Annotated in this window: 21 protein-coding genes; all 21 read left to right on the plus strand. The window is 38.3% G+C overall.

What is annotated here, in order from left to right:
- Nucleotides 1–137: 137 nt before the first annotated feature.
- Nucleotides 138–566 (plus strand): 50S ribosomal protein L11, encoded by a 429-nt coding sequence (rplK, locus tag J3U42_RS09990; RefSeq protein ID WP_034884321.1) that lies wholly within the window; start codon nt 138–140, stop codon nt 564–566.
- A 3-nt stretch (nt 567–569) separates the two neighbouring features.
- A complete protein-coding gene (rplA, locus tag J3U42_RS09995) occupies nt 570–1,271 on the plus strand; it encodes a 50S ribosomal protein L1 (RefSeq protein ID WP_267336367.1) in 702 nt (233 codons plus the stop codon).
- A 231-nt stretch (nt 1,272–1,502) separates the two neighbouring features.
- Nucleotides 1,503–2,000, plus strand: a complete 498-nt coding sequence (gene rplJ, locus J3U42_RS10000) for a 50S ribosomal protein L10 (RefSeq protein ID WP_220218211.1) — start codon at nt 1,503–1,505, stop codon at nt 1,998–2,000.
- Between the two features lie 58 nt (nt 2,001–2,058).
- Entirely contained in the window at nt 2,059–2,427 is a 369-nt protein-coding gene (gene rplL, locus J3U42_RS10005) for a 50S ribosomal protein L7/L12 (protein ID WP_034901671.1), read from the plus strand.
- A 248-nt stretch (nt 2,428–2,675) separates the two neighbouring features.
- Nucleotides 2,676–6,704 carry a DNA-directed RNA polymerase subunit beta gene (rpoB, locus tag J3U42_RS10010; protein ID WP_220218210.1) on the plus strand — a complete coding sequence of 1,343 codons (4,029 nt, stop codon included), beginning with the start codon at nt 2,676–2,678 and terminating at the stop codon, nt 6,702–6,704.
- 90 nt (nt 6,705–6,794) lie between these two features.
- On the plus strand, nt 6,795–11,012 hold the full coding sequence (gene rpoC / locus J3U42_RS10015) for a DNA-directed RNA polymerase subunit beta' (RefSeq protein WP_220218209.1): 4,218 nt from the start codon (nt 6,795–6,797) through the stop codon (nt 11,010–11,012).
- An 82-nt stretch (nt 11,013–11,094) separates the two neighbouring features.
- A complete protein-coding gene (locus tag J3U42_RS10020) occupies nt 11,095–11,406 on the plus strand; it encodes an antibiotic biosynthesis monooxygenase family protein (protein WP_267336368.1) in 312 nt (103 codons plus the stop codon).
- Nucleotides 11,407–11,848: 442 nt separating this feature from the next.
- The gene (locus J3U42_RS10025; protein WP_267336369.1) at nt 11,849–12,445 is read left to right on the plus strand and encodes a LemA family protein; all 597 of its coding nucleotides are present in this window, start codon (nt 11,849–11,851) and stop codon (nt 12,443–12,445) included.
- 386 nt (nt 12,446–12,831) lie between these two features.
- Nucleotides 12,832–13,824 (plus strand): TPM domain-containing protein, encoded by a 993-nt coding sequence (locus J3U42_RS10030; RefSeq protein WP_267336370.1) that lies wholly within the window; start codon nt 12,832–12,834, stop codon nt 13,822–13,824.
- A gap of 188 nt (nt 13,825–14,012) precedes the next feature.
- Nucleotides 14,013–14,954, plus strand: a complete 942-nt coding sequence (locus tag J3U42_RS10035; RefSeq protein WP_267336371.1) for a TPM domain-containing protein — start codon at nt 14,013–14,015, stop codon at nt 14,952–14,954.
- A 412-nt stretch (nt 14,955–15,366) separates the two neighbouring features.
- Nucleotides 15,367–15,714 carry a PRD domain-containing protein gene (locus tag J3U42_RS10040; protein WP_220218203.1) on the plus strand — a complete coding sequence of 116 codons (348 nt, stop codon included), beginning with the start codon at nt 15,367–15,369 and terminating at the stop codon, nt 15,712–15,714.
- A gap of 25 nt (nt 15,715–15,739) precedes the next feature.
- Complete coding sequence (locus tag J3U42_RS10045; protein ID WP_220218202.1) at nt 15,740–16,108, plus strand: glycine-rich SFCGS family protein; 369 nt, start codon at nt 15,740–15,742, stop codon at nt 16,106–16,108.
- A gap of 14 nt (nt 16,109–16,122) precedes the next feature.
- Entirely contained in the window at nt 16,123–16,419 is a 297-nt protein-coding gene (locus tag J3U42_RS10050) for a DUF4312 family protein (RefSeq protein ID WP_267336372.1), read from the plus strand.
- A 15-nt stretch (nt 16,420–16,434) separates the two neighbouring features.
- Nucleotides 16,435–17,187: a DUF4311 domain-containing protein gene (locus tag J3U42_RS10055; protein ID WP_220218200.1), complete on the plus strand. Its 753-nt coding sequence runs from the start codon at nt 16,435–16,437 to the stop codon at nt 17,185–17,187.
- A gap of 14 nt (nt 17,188–17,201) precedes the next feature.
- A complete protein-coding gene (locus J3U42_RS10060; protein ID WP_267336373.1) occupies nt 17,202–17,855 on the plus strand; it encodes a DUF4310 family protein in 654 nt (217 codons plus the stop codon).
- A 51-nt stretch (nt 17,856–17,906) separates the two neighbouring features.
- On the plus strand, nt 17,907–19,061 hold the full coding sequence (locus J3U42_RS10065) for an amidohydrolase/deacetylase family metallohydrolase (RefSeq protein WP_267336374.1): 1,155 nt from the start codon (nt 17,907–17,909) through the stop codon (nt 19,059–19,061).
- Nucleotides 19,039–20,178, plus strand: a complete 1,140-nt coding sequence (locus J3U42_RS10070) for a DgaE family pyridoxal phosphate-dependent ammonia lyase (protein WP_267336375.1) — start codon at nt 19,039–19,041, stop codon at nt 20,176–20,178. Before J3U42_RS10065 ends, J3U42_RS10070 begins: the two co-directional genes overlap by 23 nt.
- Entirely contained in the window at nt 20,178–20,918 is a 741-nt protein-coding gene (gene dagF / locus J3U42_RS10075) for a 2-dehydro-3-deoxy-phosphogluconate aldolase (protein WP_267336376.1), read from the plus strand. Before J3U42_RS10070 ends, dagF begins: the two co-directional genes overlap by 1 nt.
- 15 nt (nt 20,919–20,933) lie before the next feature.
- On the plus strand, nt 20,934–22,841 hold the full coding sequence (locus J3U42_RS10080; RefSeq protein ID WP_416380457.1) for a BglG family transcription antiterminator: 1,908 nt from the start codon (nt 20,934–20,936) through the stop codon (nt 22,839–22,841).
- A gap of 235 nt (nt 22,842–23,076) precedes the next feature.
- Complete coding sequence (yceD, locus tag J3U42_RS10085) at nt 23,077–23,586, plus strand: 23S rRNA accumulation protein YceD (protein WP_220218194.1); 510 nt, start codon at nt 23,077–23,079, stop codon at nt 23,584–23,586.
- A 4-nt stretch (nt 23,587–23,590) separates the two neighbouring features.
- On the plus strand, nt 23,591–23,758 hold the full coding sequence (gene rpmF / locus J3U42_RS10090) for a 50S ribosomal protein L32 (RefSeq protein ID WP_025316508.1): 168 nt from the start codon (nt 23,591–23,593) through the stop codon (nt 23,756–23,758).
- Nucleotides 23,759–23,769: the final 11 nt, after the last annotated feature.

Below are 23,769 nucleotides of genomic sequence, written 5' to 3' on the forward strand. Positions count from 1 at the left end.
TTATCCTTTAATAAATAAAACTTGCATTTTTTTATTTGTTGTAGGATAATTCTGCCCTCATTTAACTTAGGGGAGCTGTCTATTTATTAATATTGGTTATTAATAGAGGCGTTTGCACCCGAGAAAAGGAACCTAAAATGGCAAAGAAAGTACAAGCCTACATCAAGTTGCAAGTTGCAGCTGGTGCAGCAAATCCTAGTCCACCAGTTGGTCCAGCACTTGGTCAACATGGTGTTAACATCATGGAATTCTGTAAAGCATTTAACGCTAAAACAGAAAGCATGGAAAAAGGTCTACCTATTCCTGTTGTTATTACAGTATATTCTGACCGTTCATTTACTTTTGTTACTAAAACCCCACCAGCAGCTGTATTATTGAAAAAAGCTGCAAAAATCAAGTCTGGTTCTGGCGAACCTAACAAGAAAAAAGTTGGTAAAGTAACGAGTGCGCAAATTCGCGAAATCGCTGAATTAAAAGCTGCAGATATGAATGGTGCTACCATTGAAACGATGATGCGTTCTATCGAAGGAACTGCACGTTCAATGGGCTTGGAAGTGGAGGGTTAATTCATGGCTAAATTATCTAAGAAAGCTAAACTTATCCGCGAAAAAGTGAATGCGACTAAACAATATGAAATCAATGAAGCAATCGCTTTATTAAAAGAGCTTGCTACTGCTAAATTTACTGAAAGCGTTGACGTTGCTGTTAATTTAGGTATCGATTCACGTAAATCAGATCAAAACGTTCGTGGCGCAATCGTGCTTCCACATGGTACCGGACGTAGTGTTCGTGTTGCTGTGTTCACACAAGGCGCAAATGCTGAAGCCGCTAAAGAAGCTGGTGCTGAATTAGTTGGTATGGACGATCTTGCTGAACAAATCAAAAAAGGCGAAATGGATTTTGATGTTGTTATTGCATCTCCAGACGCTATGCGTGTTGTTGGTCAATTAGGTCAAATTTTAGGGCCACGTGGTTTAATGCCAAACCCTAAAGTCGGTACTGTAACACCTAACGTTGCTGAAGCAGTGAAAAACGCTAAAGCTGGTCAAATCCGTTACCGTAATGATAAAAATGGTATTATCCATACTACTATCGGTAAAGCTGATTTTGATGCAGATAAGCTTAAAGAGAATTTAGAAGCATTACTTGTTGCATTAAAACGTGCAAAACCAGCTTCATCAAAAGGCGTATTTATTAAGAAAGTAAGCCTTTCTACAACAATGGGCGCTGGTGTTGCTATCGATCAAGCAACATTAAATGCAACTGTTTAATTAGCTGTTAGCCAGTTAAACAAAAAATCGGTTGGTGTCTGGCCTTAACCAGACCCCGTCCAAGACCGTAGGTGTAATTGATATTTGATTACTTAATTTTCCTACGTAGACGGTGACAGAACCTGATAAGATATAATACAGGAATTCTGCTCATCGTGGTTATGCTAGTTACGTGTGTAACTAGTTAAAATCAGTCTAGGCTTTGCCTAGTTTAATCCAGGAGCAATACCAATGGCACTAAATCTTCAAAATAAACAAGAAATTGTTGCTGAAGTTAACGAAATCGCCAAAGGTGCGCTATCTGCAGTTGTTGCTGACTCTCGTGGCGTAACTGTAGAAAAAATGACTGCATTACGTAAATCTGCTCGTGAAGCTGGTGTTTATATGCGTGTTGTTCGTAATACGCTATTACGCCGTGTTGTAGAGGACACTCAATATGAGTGTTTAAAAGATACGTTTGTTGGTCCTACTCTAATTGCATTTTCAAACGAGCACCCAGGTGCCGCAGCGCGTATTTTTAAAGCGTTTGCTAAAGAAAATGATAATTTTGAGATTAAAGCCGCAGCCTTTGAAGGTGAGTTGATTACCGCAGCGAACATTGATCGCTTAGCAACATTACCTACTTATGAAGAAGCATTAGCTCGCTTGATGTCAACCATGAAAGAAGCCGCAGCTGGCAAATTGGTTCGTACTCTTGCAGCGGTTCGCGATCAAAAACAAGCTGCTTAATAGCGCTGTGATTGTGAATTTTATCAATTAAAAAAATGTAAATTTGGGAAACTATATTATGTCTATCACTAAAGAACAAATTTTAGATGCAGTTGCTGAAATGTCTGTAATGGACGTTGTTGAACTTGTATCAATGATGGAAGAAAAATTTGGCGTTTCTGCAGCAGCAGCTGTAGCAGTTGCAGCAGCTGGTCCAGCTGAAGCAGCAGAAGAAAAATCTGAATTTGATGTAATCTTAAAAGATGTTGGCGCTAACAAAGTAGCGGTTATCAAAGCCGTTCGTGGTGCAACAGGTTTAGGCTTAAAAGAAGCTAAAGATCTTGTTGAATCAGCTCCAGCAACAGTTAAAGAAGGCGTTAGCAAAGCTGATGCAGATGAACTTAAAAAGGCACTTGAAGAATCTGGTGCAGTTGTCGAACTTAAATAAGTTTATCAAAAGCAAGCTAAATGGCTGGGGGTTTTTTACCTCCAGCCTTTTTGCGCTGTAATAAGTCAAAGAATTTTATTTTAAGATTATCAATAAGAAGTAATAAAGAAATAGTATATTTATTAAGCCTAATCAATTGATATTTATAGATATTTTCGATGAGGTGTCAGGCGTTATTATTTAAAGGTAGTACCCCCTGATGAATATTTAATCATGCTAAAATAGCAGATAAGCAAGTTGAGGAACTAATGGTTTACTCTTATACCGAGAAAAAACGAATTCGTAAGAATTTTGGTAAGCGTCCACAAGTCTTGGATATACCGTATCTTCTTTCTATTCAACTTGATTCGTTCCAGAAATTTATTGAGCAAGACCCGGAAGGTCAATATGGTCTAGAAGCCGCTTTTCGTTCAATATTTCCGATAAAAAGTTATAGTGGTAACGCTGAGTTACAATACGTGAGCTTTAAAATGGGCGAACCTGTGTTTGATGTTAAAGAATGTCAAATTAGAGGGATCACTTACTCAGCACCGTTGCGCGTAAAATTACGTTTAGTTATTTATGATAAAGATGCGCCAGAAGGAACAGTAAAAGATATTAAAGAGCAAGACGTCTACATGGGCGAAATTCCTTTAATGACGGACAACGGAACATTTGTGATCAACGGTACAGAACGTGTAATCGTATCACAATTACATCGTAGTCCTGGTGTGTTCTTTGATAGTGATAAAGGTAAAACACACTCTTCTGGTAAAGTTTTATATAATGCTCGGATTATTCCTTATCGTGGCTCTTGGCTTGATTTCGAATTTGATCCAAAAGATAATCTTTTTGCTCGTATTGACCGTCGTCGTAAACTACCAGCAACAATCATTCTACGTGCGTTAGGTTATGAAACTGAAGAAATTTTAGATATATTCTTTGAAAAGACCATTTTTGAAGTTGGCAAATCAAAATTAAAAATGGATCTTGTTCCGGAGCGTTTACGTGGTGAAACAGCGCTATTTGATATTGAATCTAAAGGCAAAGTTTATGCTGAAAAAGGTCGTCGAATCACTGCGCGCCATATCCGTGAACTGGAAAAAGACAAAGTTACTAAAATTGATGTACCTGTTGAATATATCGTTAATAAAGTTCTGGCAAAAAATTATGTCAATGAAGCAACGGGCGAAATTATTGCCGCTGCTAATACACCAATTTCATTAGAACTATTATTGGAATTAACCAACGCAGGTCATAAGAAAATTGAAACCTTATTCACTAATGACTTAGATCATGGTCCATTCATTTCTGAAACATTGAATGTCGATTCAACTCGTGATCGTTTAGGTGCATTAGTTGAAATTTATCGAATGATGCGTCCGGGCGAGCCACCAACAAAAGAGGCTGCCGAAGCGTTATTTGACAACTTATTCTTCTCTGACGAGCGTTATGATCTCTCTGCTGTTGGACGAATGAAGTTCAACCGTTCTTTAGGGCGTGACGATATTGAAGGCGAAAGCGTCTTAACGAAAGGCGATATCGTTGATGTTATGAAAAAACTTATCGCTATCCGTAATGGTCATGGCGAAGTGGATGATATCGACCATTTAGGTAATCGTCGTATTCGTAGCGTTGGGGAAATGGCAGAAAACCAATTCCGTATTGGTTTAGTTCGTGTAGAACGAGCTGTGAAAGAGCGTCTATCTTTAGGCGATCTTGATTCATTAATGCCACAAGATATGATTAATGCTAAACCAATCTCAGCGGCAATCCGTGAGTTCTTTGGTTCTAGCCAGTTATCACAGTTTATGGATCAAAACAATCCATTATCTGAAATAACACATAAACGTCGTATTTCGGCGTTAGGTCCGGGTGGTTTAACTCGTGAACGTGCAGGCTTTGAGGTGCGTGACGTACATCCAACTCATTATGGTCGTGTATGTCCGATTGAAACGCCGGAAGGTCCAAACATCGGTTTGATTAACTCATTAGCGGTTTATTCACGTACCAATGAATACGGATTCTTAGAAACGCCATACCGCCGAGTGATTGACGGTATTGTAACTGATGAAATTAACTATTTATCAGCAATTGACGAAAGTGAATTTGTTATCGCACAGGCTAACTCAAACCTTGATGACAATGGTCGCTTTAAAGAAGATTTAGTGACTTGCCGTTTAAATGGTGAATCTGGTTTATACAGCCCGGAACAAGTTCATTATATGGACGTATCAACACAACAAATCGTTTCTGTTGGTGCTTCATTAATCCCATTCCTTGAGCACGATGATGCGAACCGTGCCTTGATGGGTGCGAACATGCAACGTCAAGCTGTACCGACGTTAAAAGCAGAAAAACCATTTGTTGGTACTGGTATGGAACGTGCGGTTGCGGTTGACTCAGGTGTAACAGCGGTTGCTCGTCGTGGCGGTACAGTACAATATGTTGATGCTTCACGTATTGTTATTAACGTTAACGATGATGAAATGTATGCCGGTGAAACAGGTATTGATATTTACAACTTAACTAAATATACCCGTTCTAACCAAAATACTTGTATTAACCAAATTCCATGCGTGGAATTAGGCGAAAAAGTTGAACGTGGCGATGTACTTGCAGACGGTCCATCAACCGATTTAGGTGAGTTAGCACTTGGTCAAAATATGCGCGTGGCATTTATGCCATGGAATGGTTATAACTTCGAGGATTCTATTTTAGTTTCTGAAAAAGTGGTACAAGATGACCGTTTTACATCGATTCATATTCAAGAGTTATCTTGTGTATCTCGTGACACTAAATTAGGTGCGGAAGAGATTACTGCCGATATTCCTAATGTGGGTGAAGCAGCACTATCTAAATTAGATGAATCCGGTATTGTTTATATCGGTGCTGAAGTGAAAGGTGGTGATATTCTGGTTGGTAAAGTAACGCCTAAAGGCGAAACGCAATTAACACCAGAAGAGAAATTACTACGTGCTATTTTCGGTGAAAAAGCATCTGATGTTAAAGATACTTCATTACGTGTACCAAACGGTGTTTCCGGTACGGTTATTGATGTTCAAGTCTTCACTCGCGATGGTGTACAAAAAGATAAACGTGCACTTGAAATTGAAGATATGCAACTTAAACAAGCACGAAAAGATCTGACTGAAGAGCTTAAGATCTTAGAAGCAGCATTATTTGCTCGTATTCGTGATGTGTTAATTTCAGGTGGAATTAAGGCAGAAAAATTAGATGCACTACCACGTGAAAAATGGCTAACAATTGGTATCTCAAACGAAAGCAAGCAAGAGCAATTAGAGCAACTTGCTGAGCAGCACGAAGAGATCAAAGCTGAGTTTAACAAGAAACTTGAAGCTAAGCGCATGAAGATCACACAAGGTGATGATCTACAACCTGGTGTGCTTAAAATTGTTAAAGTTTACTTAGCGGTTAAACGCCAAATCCAACCGGGTGATAAAATGGCGGGTCGTCATGGTAACAAAGGGGTTATTTCGAAAATTAACCCAATTGAAGATATGCCATATGATGACAAAGGCCGTCCAGTTGATATCGTGTTAAACCCACTAGGGGTTCCGTCTCGTATGAATATTGGACAGATCCTGGAAACTCACTTAGGTATGGCTGCTAAAGGTATTGGTCAAAAAATTGATACCATGCTAAAAGAGCAACAAGAGTTAGCTAAGTTACGTGAATTTATCCAAAAAGCTTATGATCTTGGTCTAGGTGCGGCACAAAAAGTCAATGTAGCTGAATTTACCGATCAAGAAGTGATGACTTTAGCACAAAACTTACGTAATGGTATGCCACTTGCTACACCAGTGTTTGACGGTGCAAAAGAGCAAGAAATCAAGTCATTACTTGAGCTGGGTGATTTACCAACTTCAGGTCAAATTACATTGTATGATGGCCGTACTGGTGAACAATTTGAACGCCCGGTTACCGTTGGTTACATGTACATGCTTAAGTTGAATCACTTAGTTGATGACAAAATGCATGCTCGTTCTACTGGTTCATATAGTCTTGTTACTCAACAACCATTGGGCGGTAAAGCTCAATTTGGTGGACAACGTTTCGGTGAGATGGAAGTGTGGGCACTTGAAGCATATGGTGCAGCTTACACCTTACAAGAAATGTTAACTGTTAAGTCAGATGACGTGAACGGTCGTACTAAGATGTATAAAAATATTGTAGATGGTGATCATCGTATGGAACCTGCGATCCCAGAATCGTTTAATGTATTATTAAAAGAGATTCGTTCGTTAGGTATTAATATCGAGTTAGACGAAGAGTAATCTTCGCTAACTTAAATGATTTCTATTTATAGGGATAACTTATTAGCAATAATAAGTTATCTAATTGGTTTAACTCCATAGGAGTCAATTGTGAAAGACTTACTAAAGTTTCTAAAAGCACAAACAAAAACAGAAGATTTTGATGCTATCAAGATAGGCCTTGCCTCTCCTGATATGATCCGTTCATGGTCTTTTGGTGAAGTGAAAAAACCTGAAACAATCAACTATCGTACGTTCAAACCGGAACGTGACGGATTGTTTTGTGCACGTATTTTTGGACCAGTAAAAGATTATGAATGTTTATGTGGAAAATATAAACGTTTAAAACACCGTGGTGTGATCTGTGAAAAATGTGGTGTTGAAGTTACTCAAGCCAAAGTACGTCGTGAGCGTATGGGGCATATTGAACTTGCATCGCCAACTGCACATATTTGGTTTTTAAAATCATTACCATCACGTATTGGTCTTTTATTAGATATGCCACTTCGTGATATTGAACGTGTGCTTTATTTTGAATCATTTATGGTTCTTGACGGCGGAATGACAAACTTAGAACGCGGTCAAATTTTAACAGAAGAACAGTATTTAGATGCGTTAGAAGAGTTTGGTGATGAATTCGATGCTCGTATGGGTGCCGAAGCAATTCAAGAATTATTACGTAATATCGATGTGCAAGCTGAATGTGAAGCACTACGTGATGAGCTTGCAACTACCAATTCTGAAACTAAACGTAAAAAACTGACTAAACGTATTAAGATTATTGAAGCATTCATTCAATCAGAAAATAAACCGGAATGGATGATCTTAAACGTATTACCTGTGTTGCCACCTGATTTACGTCCATTAGTACCACTAGACGGCGGACGTTTTGCAACATCAGATTTGAACGATCTATATCGTCGTGTGATTAACCGTAATAACCGTTTAAAACGTTTATTAGATTTGGCGGCGCCGGATATTATCGTACGTAACGAAAAACGTATGTTACAAGAATCTGTTGACGCATTACTTGATAATGGTCGTCGTGGTCGTGCAATTACCGGTTCTAACAAACGTCCATTAAAATCACTTGCCGATATGATTAAAGGTAAGCAAGGTCGTTTCCGTCAAAACTTATTAGGTAAACGTGTTGACTACTCAGGTCGTTCAGTAATCACTGTAGGTCCATACTTACGATTACATCAATGTGGTTTACCGAAGAAAATGGCACTTGAATTATTCAAACCATTTATTTACGGTAAATTAGAGCGTCGTGGTTATGCAACTACCATTAAAGCAGCCAAGAAAATGGTTGAACGTGAAGATGCAATTGTTTGGGATATCTTAGATGAAGTTATCCGTGAACATCCGGTATTACTAAACCGTGCACCAACACTTCACCGATTAGGTATTCAAGCGTTTGAACCTATCTTGATTGAAGGTAAAGCGATTCAGTTACATCCATTGGTTTGTGCGGCATTCAATGCTGACTTCGATGGTGACCAAATGGCGGTGCATGTTCCATTGACGTTAGAAGCGCAATTAGAAGCGCGTGCGTTGATGATGTCAACTAACAATATTCTTTCACCTGCGAGTGGTGAGCCTATCATCGTTCCTTCTCAGGACGTGGTATTAGGTCTTTACTATATGACTCGTGATAAAATTAATGCTAAAGGTGAAGGCATGGTATTAACCGGACCTAAAGAAGCAGAAAAACTGTATCGTTTAGGTTTAGTTGAATTACATGCAAAAGTTAAAGTACGTATCACTGAAAGTCATCGTAATAGCGTTGGCGAATGGGAAGATACAACATCAGTTATTGATACCACTGTTGGCCGTGCTATTTTATGGTTAATTATGCCTAAAGGTATGAGTTTTTCAGTTATCAATCAGCCATTAGGTAAAAAAGCGATTTCACGTATTTTAAATATCTGTTATCGCCAACTAGGCATGAAAGAAACCGTTATTTTAGCTGACCAAGTGATGTACACAGGATTTGCTTATGCAGCACGTTCAGGTGTATCGGTTGGTATTGATGATATGGAAATTCCGGCGAAGAAATTACAAATCATCAATGAAGCTGAAATTGAAGTTGCTGAAATTCAAGAGCAATTCCAATCAGGTTTAGTTACCGCTGGCGAACGCTATAACAAAGTTATCGATATCTGGGCGGCAGCCAATGAACGTGTTGCTAAAGCCATGATGGATAACTTATCAACGGAAAAAGTGATTAACCGTGAAGGTAAAGAAGAAGTTCAATCTTCTTTCAACAGCATCTATATGATGGCCGACTCAGGTGCTCGGGGTTCTGCGGCGCAGATTCGTCAGTTAGCTGGTATGCGTGGCTTGATGGCAAAACCGGATGGTTCTATCATCGAAACACCAATTACAGCAAACTTCCGTGAAGGGTTAAACGTACTACAGTACTTTATTTCTACCCATGGTGCACGTAAAGGTCTTGCTGATACGGCGTTAAAAACTGCGAACTCAGGTTACTTAACTCGTCGTTTAGTTGATGTGGCACAAGATTTAGTTGTTATCGAAGATGACTGTGGCACATTAGAAGGCGTAGTAATGACACCAGTTATCGAAGGTGGAGATGTTAAAGAGCCACTTCGTGAACGTGTTTTAGGTCGTGTAGCAGCTGAAGATGTATTAAAACCGGGTAGTGCAGATATCTTAATTCCACGTAACACATTACTTGATGAAAGTTATTGTGATTTACTGGAAGCAGAATCTGTTGATAGCGTAAAAGTTCGCTCTGTGGTTTCGTGTGATACTGATTTTGGTGTGTGTGCGAAATGTTATGGTCGTGACTTAGCCCGTGGTCACCTGGTAAATAAAGGTGAAGCAATCGGTGTTATCGCTGCTCAGTCAATCGGTGAGCCAGGTACACAGTTAACCATGCGTACGTTCCACATTGGTGGTGCGGCATCACGTGCGGCAGCAGAATCTAGTGTTCAGGTTAAAAATAAAGGTAGCATTAAATTAACCAATGCTAAATTTGTGACTAACCCGGATAAGAAACTGGTTATTACTTCTCGTAATGCTGAGTTAACCATTATTGATGATTTAGGTCGAATGAAAGAGACTTACAAAGTTCCTTATGGTTCGATTTTAACTAAAGGTAATGGCGCTGCGGTTGATGCGGGTGAAACAGTTGCAAACTGGGATCCGCATACAATGCCTGTTATCTCTGAAGCGAAAGGCTTTGTTAAATTTGTTGATATGGTTGATGGTCAAACTATTACCCGTCAAACCGACGAATTAACCGGGCTTTCATCTATTGTGATTTTAGATGTAGCAGAAAGAACAGGTGTCGGTAAAGATTTACGTCCAGCAATCAAAATTGTTGATGCTAAAGGTAAAGATATCTATGTTGCCGGCACTGAAATGCTTGCGCAATACTTCTTACCGGGTAAAGCATTAGTGCAGTTAGAAGACGGCGCTGAAATCAATGTCGGTGATACCCTTGCTCGTATTCCACAAGCATCGGTTGGTACTAAAGATATTACCGGTGGTTTACCACGTGTTGCTGACTTATTTGAAGCACGTAAACCAAAAGAACCGGCAATTCTTGCTGAAATCGACGGTATTATCTCGTTCGGTAAAGAGACCAAAGGTAAACGTCGCTTAATTATCACGCCATTAGATGGTAGTGAGCCGTATGAAGAGATGATTCCAAAATGGCGTCAACTTAACGTATTTGAAGGCGAACAAGTTGGCCGTGGTGATGTGATTTCTGACGGTCCTGAATCAGCGCATGATATTTTACGCTTACGTGGTGTAAATGCGGTGACACGTTACATCGTTAACGAAGTTCAAGAAGTTTATCGCCTACAAGGTGTAAAAATCAATGATAAACACATTGAAGTTATTGTTCGTCAGATGTTACGTAAAGCGACAGTTATTCATCCGGGCGGTTCTCGTCTACTTGACGGTGAACAACTTGAAGTTTCACGCTTGAAGATTATCAATCGTGAACTTGAAGCGCAAGGTAAAGAGCCTATTGTTTATTTACACGATCTGCTTGGTATTACTAAAGCATCGTTAACAACTGAATCGTTTATTTCTGCGGCATCGTTCCAAGAAACGACTCGCGTATTAACCGAAGCAGCTGTTGCAGGTAAAAACGACGAATTACGTGGCTTGAAAGAAAACGTCATTGTTGGTCGATTGATTCCTGCTGGTACAGGTTATGCTTACCATAAAGAACGTTTACGTAAACGTGCAGTACCTGCAAGCGATGAAATTCAAACAACTGTTTCTGCTGAAGAAGCAAGCGCTAACTTAGCTGAATTACTTAATTCTGCAGAAGAAAACCAATAGTCAGTAAGACTAAGTTATTAAAATAGCACGTGTAAGCACGTGCTATTTTTTTATCTCTATAATAAAAAAAAGGAGTTTTAATATGTATATTGTCATGAATCGCTTTAAAGTAAAACGAGGTAGCGAAGATACTTTTATTGAAATATGGCGTAACCGTGATAGCCATTTAAAAGAGATGAAAGGATTTAATCGTTTTTATTTTTTAAAAGGGAAAACTGACGAAAATTATACGTTATTTTCATCATTTGCCGAGTGGGAATCGAAAGCCGATTTCGAAGCTTGGGTGAATTCTGAACAATTCAAACATACACATCGTAATACTGGCAATAGACCAAACAATAATGATATCTATTATGAGCCAGCGCAATTAGAATGCTTTGAAAGTGTATTGTAATTAATTTCAAATAGAACGCCGCTTATTTTTGTGAATTTATAAAATCGACATTAATCATAATTAATCGTCATTTTGTGATCTACAATACAAAATAAGCGGCTTATTTTTATGAGTAAATTAGCAATATAAATAGCATGCAATGTAAAAATGGATATAATATGAAATAAATTATCCTAAACTAAATGGATTTAGCTGACATTAGCTTGCAACATAACCGATTACGTATTGGTTAGACTATCTATTATTAACATACATATTTTAATTTTACCGAGTTAATTCTTCTTTTTTTGAAATAGGGTAAATAAATTTGTTGATGAAATTTGAATTCAAGTGATAACTGAGTGTTTATTAATTACGTACGTAGATAGCTTATTTTATTTCTATTTTTGATGTATTCATTTGTTAAGCTATCCATAAATTCAACTATTTATAGGAATCTACAATGAAATCAAAATTATTATTAGTTGTTTTGGTGTTAGTTATTATTGCGGCATTTTTCTGCTTTAGCCGTTACAACGGTATCCAAACCCGTGACGAAGGCGTGGCTGCTGCGTGGTCAGAAGTCGTTAACCAATATAAACGTCGGGCAGATTTAACCCCAAATTTAGTTAATGCGGTTAAAGGTTATACTACACACGAAAAAGAAGTGTTAACTCAAGTGACCGAAGCAAGAAGTAAAGTTGGCTCAATTCAAATCAATGCTGATCAGCTAACCGATCCGGCTTTATTTGCCAAATTCCAACAAGCACAATCTGAATTAAGCACTGCTTTAAGCCACTTAATTGCTGTCAGTGAAAACTATCCTGATCTTAAAGCCAGTTCACTTTTTCAGGATCTGATGAGCCAGCTAGAAGGCACCGAAAATCGCATTGCTGTTGCCCGTGGACGATATATACAAGCAGTACAATCATTTAATATCTATATCCGCCAAATACCGAATAACTGGATAGCAGGCTTTTTAGGTACCGGGCCAAAACAACAATTTACGGTTGATAATGAAAAGGAAATTTCAAATGCACCCGCAGTTAACTTTCAATAATCAAGATTGTCAAAAAATATTGAGCGTTGAGTTTGCTGTGAATCATCAGTTGGTTTAGCTATCAATCAACTGAAATTCTCTTCCTTTAAAATCGAGTTATCGTTATGACCATACGTTAACTCGATCACATAGATATACTTCACAATAATGCTCTATTGAGTTTCCCCAATACAAAATAAATCGTGCCAAATTTCCATGACGGCAAAACTTGATAAAAAAAGCAGATGTTAATAGCAAAATTGTTATCTGGCTATATAATAGTCATTTCTATCAATTGATGTCTTGTATAACTTAAACCTGAAATAAATAGAGTCGATTAGCTTTTGATATGCGCTTTTGAAAAGTCATAATATTATTCTATAGCAGGTCATTTTGGACAAAATGTAATGAAAAGATATGTTTTATTGAGTATGTTGTTAATGTTGAGTTGGTTTAGTTATGGTTTGACTGAAATTCCTGCGTTTAATAGCCATATTATCGATACAACCAATACCTTAAGTGCATCGCAAGTCAATTCTTTAGAATCGAGCCTAATTCAATTTGAACACTCTAGGACTGATGGCGCACAAATAGCCGTTTTGATGATCGCAAAACTCGACAATGAAACCATAGAACAGTATGCGCAGAGAGTTTTTAACCAATGGAAAATTGGTAAAAAAGATCTGGATAATGGCATTTTATTGTTAGTGGCAAAAGATGACCGACAGATGCGTATTGAAGTGGGGTATGGGCTTGAAGGCATTGTTACCGATTTAGTCGCTAGTCACATCATTCGGGAACAGTTAGCCCCACAATTTAAGCAAAATAACTATTATCAGGGCATTGATGATGCAGTGTCGGTATTAAAAAGTGCCATAATTGGTAATAATATTTATTTAGAGAATCAAACCCAGGATAATCAGACAATTGGCTTGAGTGAAATGTTAGATATGTTGTTTCACTGGATCGCTCAATTAAGTTGGAAAGTGTGTTCTTTTCTTGTGTGTTTAGCCTTAACGGTTAAATTCGAAAAAAATATATTTAAACGCATTATTATCACATCACTATCAAATAGCTTGTTTATCCTTTTTGTAACTTGGTGTGTTGACGGTTTTAGTGACTTAGATCTGACCGATGTCGTTTTTATTTTTGTTATAAACTATGTGTTTGCTAACTTGTTAATCATCGCTATATTTATCGCTATCAGTTGTAAAAACGGCACTATAAATTATGTGTTTGCTAACTTGTTATTTACCGCTATCAGTCGTAAAAACGGTACTATAGAAAGTCATAGCGAGAGTGACAGTAGCAGTCGATCTTCATCTGGTGATTCGAGTAGAAATTCCCAAGATGGAGGTGGCGGCCGCAGTGGCGGTGGCGGTGCATCCGGTCGTTGGTAATGAGATGAACAAAGATCATACTTATTAAGTTTTAATAGTAAGATTGTGATTTGGCTATATAATAGTTTTAGTTAACCAACGATATCTTGTCTCAACGCTTTATAAAATGGATCGCAATTAACTGTTTGTTGTAAAACAGAAAAAGTAAAATTTTATTTAGCGTTGTTAATCATAAGGCAAAAAATACCATGAAAAGATATTTTCTAAGTAGTTTATTGTTAATATTCAGTTGGTTTTGTTATGGGCTAACCGACATCCCGGAATTTGCACACCGTGTTATCGACACGACTCATACTTTAACCGATTCTCAAAAAGAGTCATTAGAATCAAGTCTAATTGACTTTGAAAAACCTCGAACCGATGGCGCCCAAATAGTGGTTTTAATGATTGCCAAACTGGATAATGAAACGGTAGAACAATACGCAGATAGAGTCTTTATTCAATGGAAAATCGGTCGAAAAGGACAAGACAATGGTATTTTATTACTTATTGTAAAAGATGATAAACGTATGCGAATTGAGGTTGGCTATGGGCTTGAAGGAACTATTACTGACTTATTTGCCAGTAAAATTATTCGTGAACAATTAGCGCCACAATTTCGGCAAAATAACTATTATCAAGGTATTAATAATGCCTTATCTGTGCTGAAACAAGAAATCGATAATCCTTCCCCGAAAAGTGAAGATAACGAACAAGGCTCTAACCTTAACATTGGATGGTTATTTACAGAAAACTTTGCTTATTATGCACTGGTGTCATTTTTTATTTGTCTTATACTTGCTAACTTATTTTATCGTAAAGATAAAACCAAACAATGTTTATGTGCAAGTTTATTTAATGCACTATCTGTTGGTGGACTCACCTTTTGGCATGTGCGCAATCTACATATTATAATAGTATATATCATGTTTGTGGTATTTATTTTGAGTGCCATTGCTAGCCACTATGTAATTCGCAGAGCTGGCAGAAGAAGAGGGCGAAGAAATAATCGCGGAAGAAGTGACTATTTTGGTGGTTCTAGCGGAGGCGACAGAAGCAGTGGAGGCGGCAGAAGAGGCGGCGGAGGCGGCGGCTTTAGTGGCGGCGGTGGTGGCCGCAGTGGTGGCGGTGGCGCTTCCAGTAGCTGGTAAATGGGATAAAAAAATAAGGCGCTAGATGCGCCTTAATTATATCGATTAATGGTAGTTTATTTTTTACCATCCTTCCCTATTTAAAAATTTAGCCACAACATATCTCGCTGCAATCAGCGATAACATTTTCTGATTTATGTAGCCTTTAATTTTGGTTAAAACAGTGTTGATATGCCCATTGATTCATCGTCTTTTTTAGAAAAATCGTGTTAATTTTTATGATCTAACTCACAAAATTAACAATCATTTATTTATCAAAATTGACCTATCAAGCAAGATTAAGTCTGCTTGTCCCACGATAGAACCCCCATAATAAAAAATTTCCTATTGTTGAAGGAAAAACTCTCTATCCACATTGCTTATGGTTTGATTTAGGCTTTATTCATTCTCAAAACAGACAATGCTAGTGGTTATGACTCAAATAAAATTTCGCATGATCGAAGATGATCTGACGCTTGAAGAGGTGACAGAAAACACAATCAACATTATTAATACTTGGTTAGCTGAGCATCAAATTGTACAAAATGAGGTGCAAAAATTGATGCTCTATTCCCATATTAAATCCATGGTTCAACGGGCTAAAACTTTAGAACAATTACCTGAACTCGATCTCACTTTATTTGACCAACTATCTGAAGAGTCCTTAGCGTTAGCGCAAAAAACAGTAAATTTATTCGATAATTTACCAATAGAAGAAGCATATTTATTGGCTATTCACTATGACGTAGCCAAAGCAAATGAATCGATAAACAAAAATTAAAAAATAAATGGAAAGGAGAAACATTATGGCTCAAGTGATCATTGTAATAGGCGATCGAATGGGAAAAGGACAAAAAATTGCCCAAGGCATTAATTCGGTAGAAGGCTGTCAAGCAATTGTGATCCCCGGTATGGCAGCCGATATGAAATTGGGAGATGTGATGAATCAAGAAAATGCCGATTTAGGTCTTTCATTTTGTGGTAGTGGTGGGGCAGGCGCAATTACCGCCCAAAATAAATATGGTTATACCCAACGTCATGGAATGCGTTCGATTGAAGAAGGAGAAACGGCAATCAATGATGGCTGTAAAGTGCTGGGTTTTGGTTTTATGGATACCGAAGAATTAGGGCAACGTATCGCCAAAGCATTTTTGAAAAAAAATCCTCGTGAGTAAAAGGGCGCATCAGCATGAAACAAAATCAACAGCAAATAGTAAGAGTAAGTGGTCAAGGTGATTCTAAGCAACGTGCATTTGCTAATGCATTAAGTCAGGTACAAAAACAGGTGCTTAAAAATTCATCCAATATGATGTTGCGTATAGAGCCGCTGAATATTCAAATCGTATCAGCAATAAAGAAGATCACCACAGAACGATTTTTATTTATCTTTTTACCCAGAAAAAAGGCCATTTATGACATTACACTCGATGTGGCTGTTGATGTTTGTTTTGTTGATTTAAGTCATATTGAATTTACTTCTCAATAACAAAAAAGGAAAGTTATGGAAATTCTCATCATTGCATTTAAGTCAATCATTATTGGTGGACTTTGTGGTTTAGGGGTTGGAGCCGGGGCGGCAAGGATGTTTCACGCCCCAACTTATCAAGGTATGGGGGCATTTCGGACATTGGGTGAGCTCAACGCTTGTGAAGGCGATCCGGCTGCGCACTTTTCATTTGGTTTAGGGTTCTTTTTTAATGCCTGGGCATCATCCGTTGCCGCAGGTTCGTTTACCCAAGATGTTGATCATCGCATTATTCCAAACTGGGGCGCCGCTTTATTGATGATTAAAAATCGTAATCTTGGCGAAACGTTGCATGATCCTAAAAAAATGGCCATTGCCTGCGCAATCATCGGCATGATAGTGGTGCTGTTTTTAAATACAACAACATCGGTTATTCCCGATTCGTTAAAGATAACTGCCACAAAAGTTCTTGTGCCTGCTGCCAATTTGCTAGTCGCAACAGTGATGCCGGTTATTTTCTGGCTGGCAGCTTTAGATGCAGGGCGACGTAGTGGATTTTGGGGAACATTATTTGGTGGTCTGGCGCAGTTAATTATGGGCAATGCCGTTCCCGGTCTGGTGTTAGGCATACTTATCGGTAAAGGTGTCGATGATAGTGGTTGGAATCGAATGATGAAAATTATGTTAATTGCTGTCATTTTGCTATTTGTGATGAGTGGCTACTTCCGGGGCTTTGATATGAAGATGATAAACGCATTTAGCGACGGTTTATCTTATTGGTTTAAATAATATAGGAAATGATTATGAATACACAAACAGCACTAAATAAAAGTTTCTGGTATGCCGATTGGTCGTTTCCTATTCTTTGTGGATTATTATCCGCCGGAATTTTTGCCGGGACACATACCTTTTATGTTTATGGTATCGGCGCTTTTAACGAAATTGCCTTTGTTGCCATGCTCAAATCGGGTATGAGCACCGGGGATTATGGTGCAGTGGCCGCATTTGGGGCAAGTTTTTTATTTGCTCGTGTGATTGAAGGCTCTTTAGTTGGCATACTCGATATAGGTGGCGCTTTACAAACCGGTATTGGGCTTGGTGTACCCGCCTTATTATTGGCCGGTGGTTATACACTACCCATTGAAAACTTCTTTATCGCTTTAGTAACTGGCTTCGTGTTAGGCGCCTTAATTGGTTTAGTTATCATTTTGATCCGAAAATTCACCATTAACAGCGCTGGTGGTTCAACTTTTGGCGCTGATGTCATGATGGGGGCGGGTAATGCTTCGGGGCGTTTTTTAGGACCAATGATTATTTTATCTGCAATGGCTGCTTCTATTCCAATTGGCATAGGGTCTTTACTAGGCGCACTCATTTTCTATATTTGGAAAAAGCCAATTACTGGTGGCGCAATTTTAGGTGCGATGATTTTCGGTGGAATATTTCCTATTGTCTGATGTTAACTCTCCGCTGTCGTTGGTTAAATTACAGCGGATTTGGAACAACGTATGTATGATTTAATAATAAAAAATGCCAAACTCATTGATGAGACGTGTGTCGATATCGCTATAGAACAAGGTCAAATTGCTGAGATTGCAAATTCGATTTTAGCTCGATCAAAACGGGTGTTGGATCTACGCAATAAACACTATATCAGTGCCGGTTGGATCGATTCACATACGCATTGCTTTGCGCATTCACCTATCTATTACGACGAACCTGATGTAATTGGTATAAAAGCCGGCGTGACATCGGTCATTGATGCCGGGAGTGTCGGCGCGCTTGATGTGGCTGAATTTTATCAATTAGCCAGACAAGCACATACCCATGTTTACTCATTTTTGAATATATCCAAAATCGGCTTAATAACGCAAAGTGAACTTGCCAATATGGATAATATTGATGCGCTTTTATTTGAACAAGCATTAATAAAATATCCTGATTTTGTGGTCGGAATCAAAGTAAGGATGAGCCGAAGTGTGGTGGGTGAAAATGGTGTTGAGCCTTTAATTAAAGCCAAAAAGATCCAAAAAAAATGTGGCTTACCGTTGATGATTCATATTGGCAACAATCCCCCCGATCTGGATGAGATCGCCGATTTATTGACGGAAGGTGACATTATTACTCACTGTTTTAATGGTAAGCCTAATCAAATCCTTGATAAGAACAATAATTTACGGGATTCGATGAAATCCGCTATTAAACGTGGCGTGATTTTAGATATTGGTCATGGTGGCGAAAGTTTTAGTTTTGCCGTTGCTGAGCGGGCGAAAAGTTTAGGTATTTACCCTAATACCATAAGTTCAGATATCTATGCGAAAAATCGCTTACATGGCCCGGTATTGAGTTTGGCAAATATTATGACCAAATTTATCGCGCTAAATTACAGTAAAAAACGAATTATTGATAGTGTAACGGTAAATCCAGCGCAGATCTTACATCTCAAAAATAAAGGTCTTATCGCTGTGGGTTATGATGCTGATTTAACTATTTTTGATATTAAACAGCAACCAACCTCATTATCAGATGCACATGGTGAGGTACGACAAAGTCAAGAACAGTTTGTTCCGTTAGCTTCCATTGTTGCTGATGTTGCAAAAGATGATATACATATACAAATCACGCAAGAAGGTAGTAAAAATGAGCTTAGAATCTCCAGCTAAAAAAGATATTTATGGTCAATATCACTTAAAAAAAGTGATTAATGCTTCAGGACGTATGACAATATTGGGTGTTTCAACACCAAGGCCGGAAGTGGTCGAAACTGTCTCGCAAGGATTAAATGAATATTTTGAAATTAAAGATTTGATTGATAAAACAGGACAATATATTGCACGTTTACTCAATGTTGAAAATGCAGTTGTGGTATCTTGTGCGTCTGCCGGTATTGCACAGGCTGTTGCCGGTTTGATTGTGAAAGATGATCGTGATCTGTTATTTAATTTACATTCATCGATTAAAAATGTTCCTCGTGAAATCATTGTAGCAAAAGGGCATAACGTTAATTTTGGTGCACCGATTGGCACCATGGTTGCATTAGGTGGGGGAGTGGTCGTTGAAGCCGGTTATGCTAATGAGTGTGATGCTGACCATATTGCCTCACTGATTAATGTTAATACTGCTGCTATTTTATATGTTAAATCACATCACTGCGTCCAAAAAAGTATGCTGTCAGTTGCGCAGGCGGCAGCTGTAGCCCAAAAATATCAGATCCCTTTAATTGTTGATGCCGCAGCTGAGGAAGATTTAGTGACCTATTATCAGCAAGGCGCTGATATTGTGATTTATAGCGGAGCTAAAGCAATTGAGGGGCCAACTAGTGGATTGGCCATTGGTCGGCATCAAGCTATCGAATGGTTAAAGCGTCAGTCAGAAGGCATCGGCCGACCAATGAAAGTGGGTAAAGAAGGTATTTTGGGCTTAACTCGAGCCATTGAGCTTTATATTAACGACCCCAAACATGAAACCGGCCAACAAATGGTTAGCAAAATGCAGCCTTTTATTGAAAAACTCAATGCGCTTAATGGAATATCGGCCAAAGTGGTTTGGGATAGTGCCGGCCGGGATATTGCCAGAGCCGAAATCGCTTTTGATGCTAAAGTGATAGGCAAAACAGCAATTGAAATGGTTGATTTAATGAAACAAGGTGATATTGCCGTCTATTTCAGACAATACAAAGCCAATGAAGGCAAAGTTGATGCTGATGTAAGAAGTGTAACATCAGCGCAACTCGATACGATTTACCACAAAATTAAAAATATTATTCAAGGAGTAGAATAATGAAGCTAATGCCGAATTATTATCATGATCGAGTTTGTTTGAATGTGTTGGCTAATTCAATTGACAATGCTAAAGCTATTTATGAAGCAGCACAAACGCATGTAGTAGTTGGTATCTTATCTAAAAACTATAAAGATATCCAATCAGCGATCGATGATATGAAACAATATGCCAAAGCTATCGATAACGCGATTTCTATCGGCCTTGGTGCCGGTGATCCTAACCAATCAACCATGGTTTCACAACTATCAGCGGCGCTACAGCCCCAACATGTAAATCAAGTGTTTACAGGTGTGGCAACGAGTCGAGCATTATTAGGTCAACAGCAGACCGTGATTAATGGTTTAGTGTCGCCAACCGGTCAAGTCGGGCTGGTGAATATCGCAACCGGCCCATTAAGCTGCCACTCACCAGCGGCAATTGTGCCGGTTGAAACAGCGATTGCTTTATTAAAAGATATGGGCGGAAGCTCAATTAAATACTTTCCTATGGGAGGCTTAAAGCATCAGGATGAATTTGAATATGTGGCAAAATGTTGTGCTGAACATAATTTCTATCTTGAACCAACTGGCGGAATTGACTTAAACAATTATGAAGCGATCATGAAAATAGCATTAAATGCCGGCGTGAAAAAAATCATCCCGCATATTTATAGCGCAATTATCGACAAAACCACAGGTGCCACCCGTACCGATGATGTCAAACAACTGTTGGCGATGACGCAAAAATTAGTAGGATAGGTGATGACATCTAACATGATGTTTTCTTATCAACGATTAGTCTATTTGTTTGATACGATAAAAAATGAGACGCTACCTCAAAAAGAGTTAGCGAATCGTTTTTCGGTATCAACGCGTACTATTCGAACCGATATTGCAGCGCTTAATGATATATTAGCTAACTATGGTGCTCAAATTCAGTACACCAAAAATCTGGGTTATCAACTTGTTGTATCAGATCCTGTTTGTTATGCAACGCTGCCGATAGTGCCTTCAACAAAACAGCTACCACGTACCAGTAAAGAAAGATTTTCAGCCCTGCTTATTGCCTTTTTAACTCAACCTCACGCAGTAAAATTGGATGATATTGCAGATAAATGGTTTTTAAGCCGCAGCACGTTACAAAATGATATTCTTGAAATAAAACAGTATTTAGATAAGTATAATCTATCACTCGAAAATCGCCCGTATTACGGATTGCGTCTGGTTGGCGATGAGTCATCAATACGTGCATGTTTAACCGACATTATATGGCAACGCCATTTAGCGCAAGACCTCATCACTGTTGAAAGGCTTAAACAAACAATTTTAAATGATATTGATTTAAACTATCTGGAAAAAGTGTTACAAAATCAGTTTGAGCGTTTTGAATTAAAGTTAACGGCGGAAGGTCAGAGCTATTTACTCTATAGTTGTGCGGTATCGATAACTCGTATCACACAAATGCATGAGTTAATTGAATATCAGGTCGATAAGATTAATTCAACCGTGATTGGCGCAGCCAGAGAAATATCAGAAGAGTTCTCCCATTTTTTAGGCAACCCACTCGGTGAAGCGGAGTTTAATTATCTGTGTGTTCAAATTATTTCACGCACCATGACCGAATCACCCAATCAAGCCAAAAGTTTAGCGCTGGTTGAACATATCTTATCTTATATCAATGATTGTTATCACTATAATTTACGGGAAGACAACAAGTTACGGCAAGATCTCCTTATTCATATCTCCTCAATGTTATCAAGGATACAGTATCAAATAAGAGCGACCAATCCCTTATTGGATGAAATTAAACAATATTATCCTTTTGCTTATGATATTACGCTTTCAGCATTGGCAAATACTAAAAACTATACTCAAGCAAAAATGACCGAAGATGAAATAAGTTATCTAGCGGTACATATTGGCGTGGCTTTAGAGCGTAATTACAGTGCCGGGCATGCACGATTTGCGCAAATTTTGCTGGTCAGCGAGCTTGGTAATGCCACTTTGCGGATGATTGAATCAAAAATTAAGCGGGATTTTCCCCATATTCAAATTAGTCGCACGCTTTCATATCGTGCATATGAGCAACTGACAAAGGTAGAAGAAGACTTCGTTGTATCCACCGTTCGTTTGACCGAAAAAGATAAACCGATTGTTAAAATTGCGCCTTTCCCAACGGCTTACCAACTTGAACAGCTCGGGCGGTTGGCGATGATTGATCGCACTATGCCTTATATCATAGAGCGATTTTTCGATGAAAAATTCTTTTTTATTATCGATGAGCCAATGACACAAAAAACACTGTTTAACCAAGTCTGCGCAAAATTAGTTCAACAAGGGTATGTTGATAGCGATTTTTATCCGTCGGTTGTTGAACGTGAAAAAATTGTTTCAACTCTGTTGGGAGAAAACATCGCCATACCTCACTCAGTAGGATTACTGGCCAGAAAAACCGTTGTCACAACCATTTTGGCGCCACAAGGCATTGTCTGGAATAAAAACGAAGTAGCGCATGTCATTTTTTTATTGGCGATCAGCAAAGATGAGTATGAAGATGCGATGCGCATTTATAATCTATTTGTTAACTTTGTAAAAGAGAAAGCGACTAAGCGCTTGCTAGATAGCCAAAACTTTGACGATTTTACGGCAATCGTAAAAGATAGTTTTGGACGATTATCATAATAAATAGGCAAATTTAAAAAGTTTTATACTTAAACGTATATATTTTCTGAAAGTTCTTGACAAGCGCAAAATAGTCGTAAAAAAGTAAATATTAAGGTAATAATCAACAACTAAAACAAATTATATTATCGATGCCCATTGACGAAATCTTGATTTAAAGGTAAGATGCGCGCCTTACGGCATTGTGCAGATTTTAGCTGCACTAAACAAAATTTTAAGGTAGTATGCATATCTTATGCAAAATAAATTACCATTAACAATTGACCCTATCAAAGCGGCACAAAAAAGACTTGATTACGTTGGATATTATCCAATGCAAGCTATAACGCGCTTGGAGAGTCCAAAAAGTGATATCGAATGTCGTTTATCTTTTGGTTACGATGAACAAAAACTTTGCGTTATCACAATTGATGCAAAAATAACGTTAGAACAGATTTGTCAACGTTGTTTTAAGCCTTTTATCACAGAAGTTCATGTGATGAATAAATTTAGTCCTGTTAAGAGCGATGCTCAAGCAGAGACATTACCGGAACATTATGAACCTGTTCTTATGAACGAGTTTGGTGAAGTAGATATATTAGCGTTACTTGAGGACGAAATTATTCTCTCATTACCTATTGCGCCGGTACATGATAGTAAACACTGCGAAGTGTCAGAGGCAGATATGGTATTTGGTGAAATTCCAGCTGAGAATGAAAAACCAAATCCATTTGCAATTTTAGTTAGTTTAAAGAATAAGGGGTAAATCCATGGCTGTTCAACAGAATCGTAAAACTCGTGCAAAACGTGGTATGCGTCGTTCTCATGATGCATTAACTGTTGCTAATATCTCAGTTGATGAATCAGGTAAAACACATTTACGTCATCACGTAACCGCTGATGGTTATTATCGTGGTCGTAAAGTGATTTCTAAATAATTACTCAGTAA

It is taken from the genome of Gilliamella sp. B2923, assembly GCF_026536565.1.
In the GTDB taxonomy this organism is placed as follows: Bacteria; Pseudomonadota; Gammaproteobacteria; order Enterobacterales; family Orbaceae; genus Gilliamella.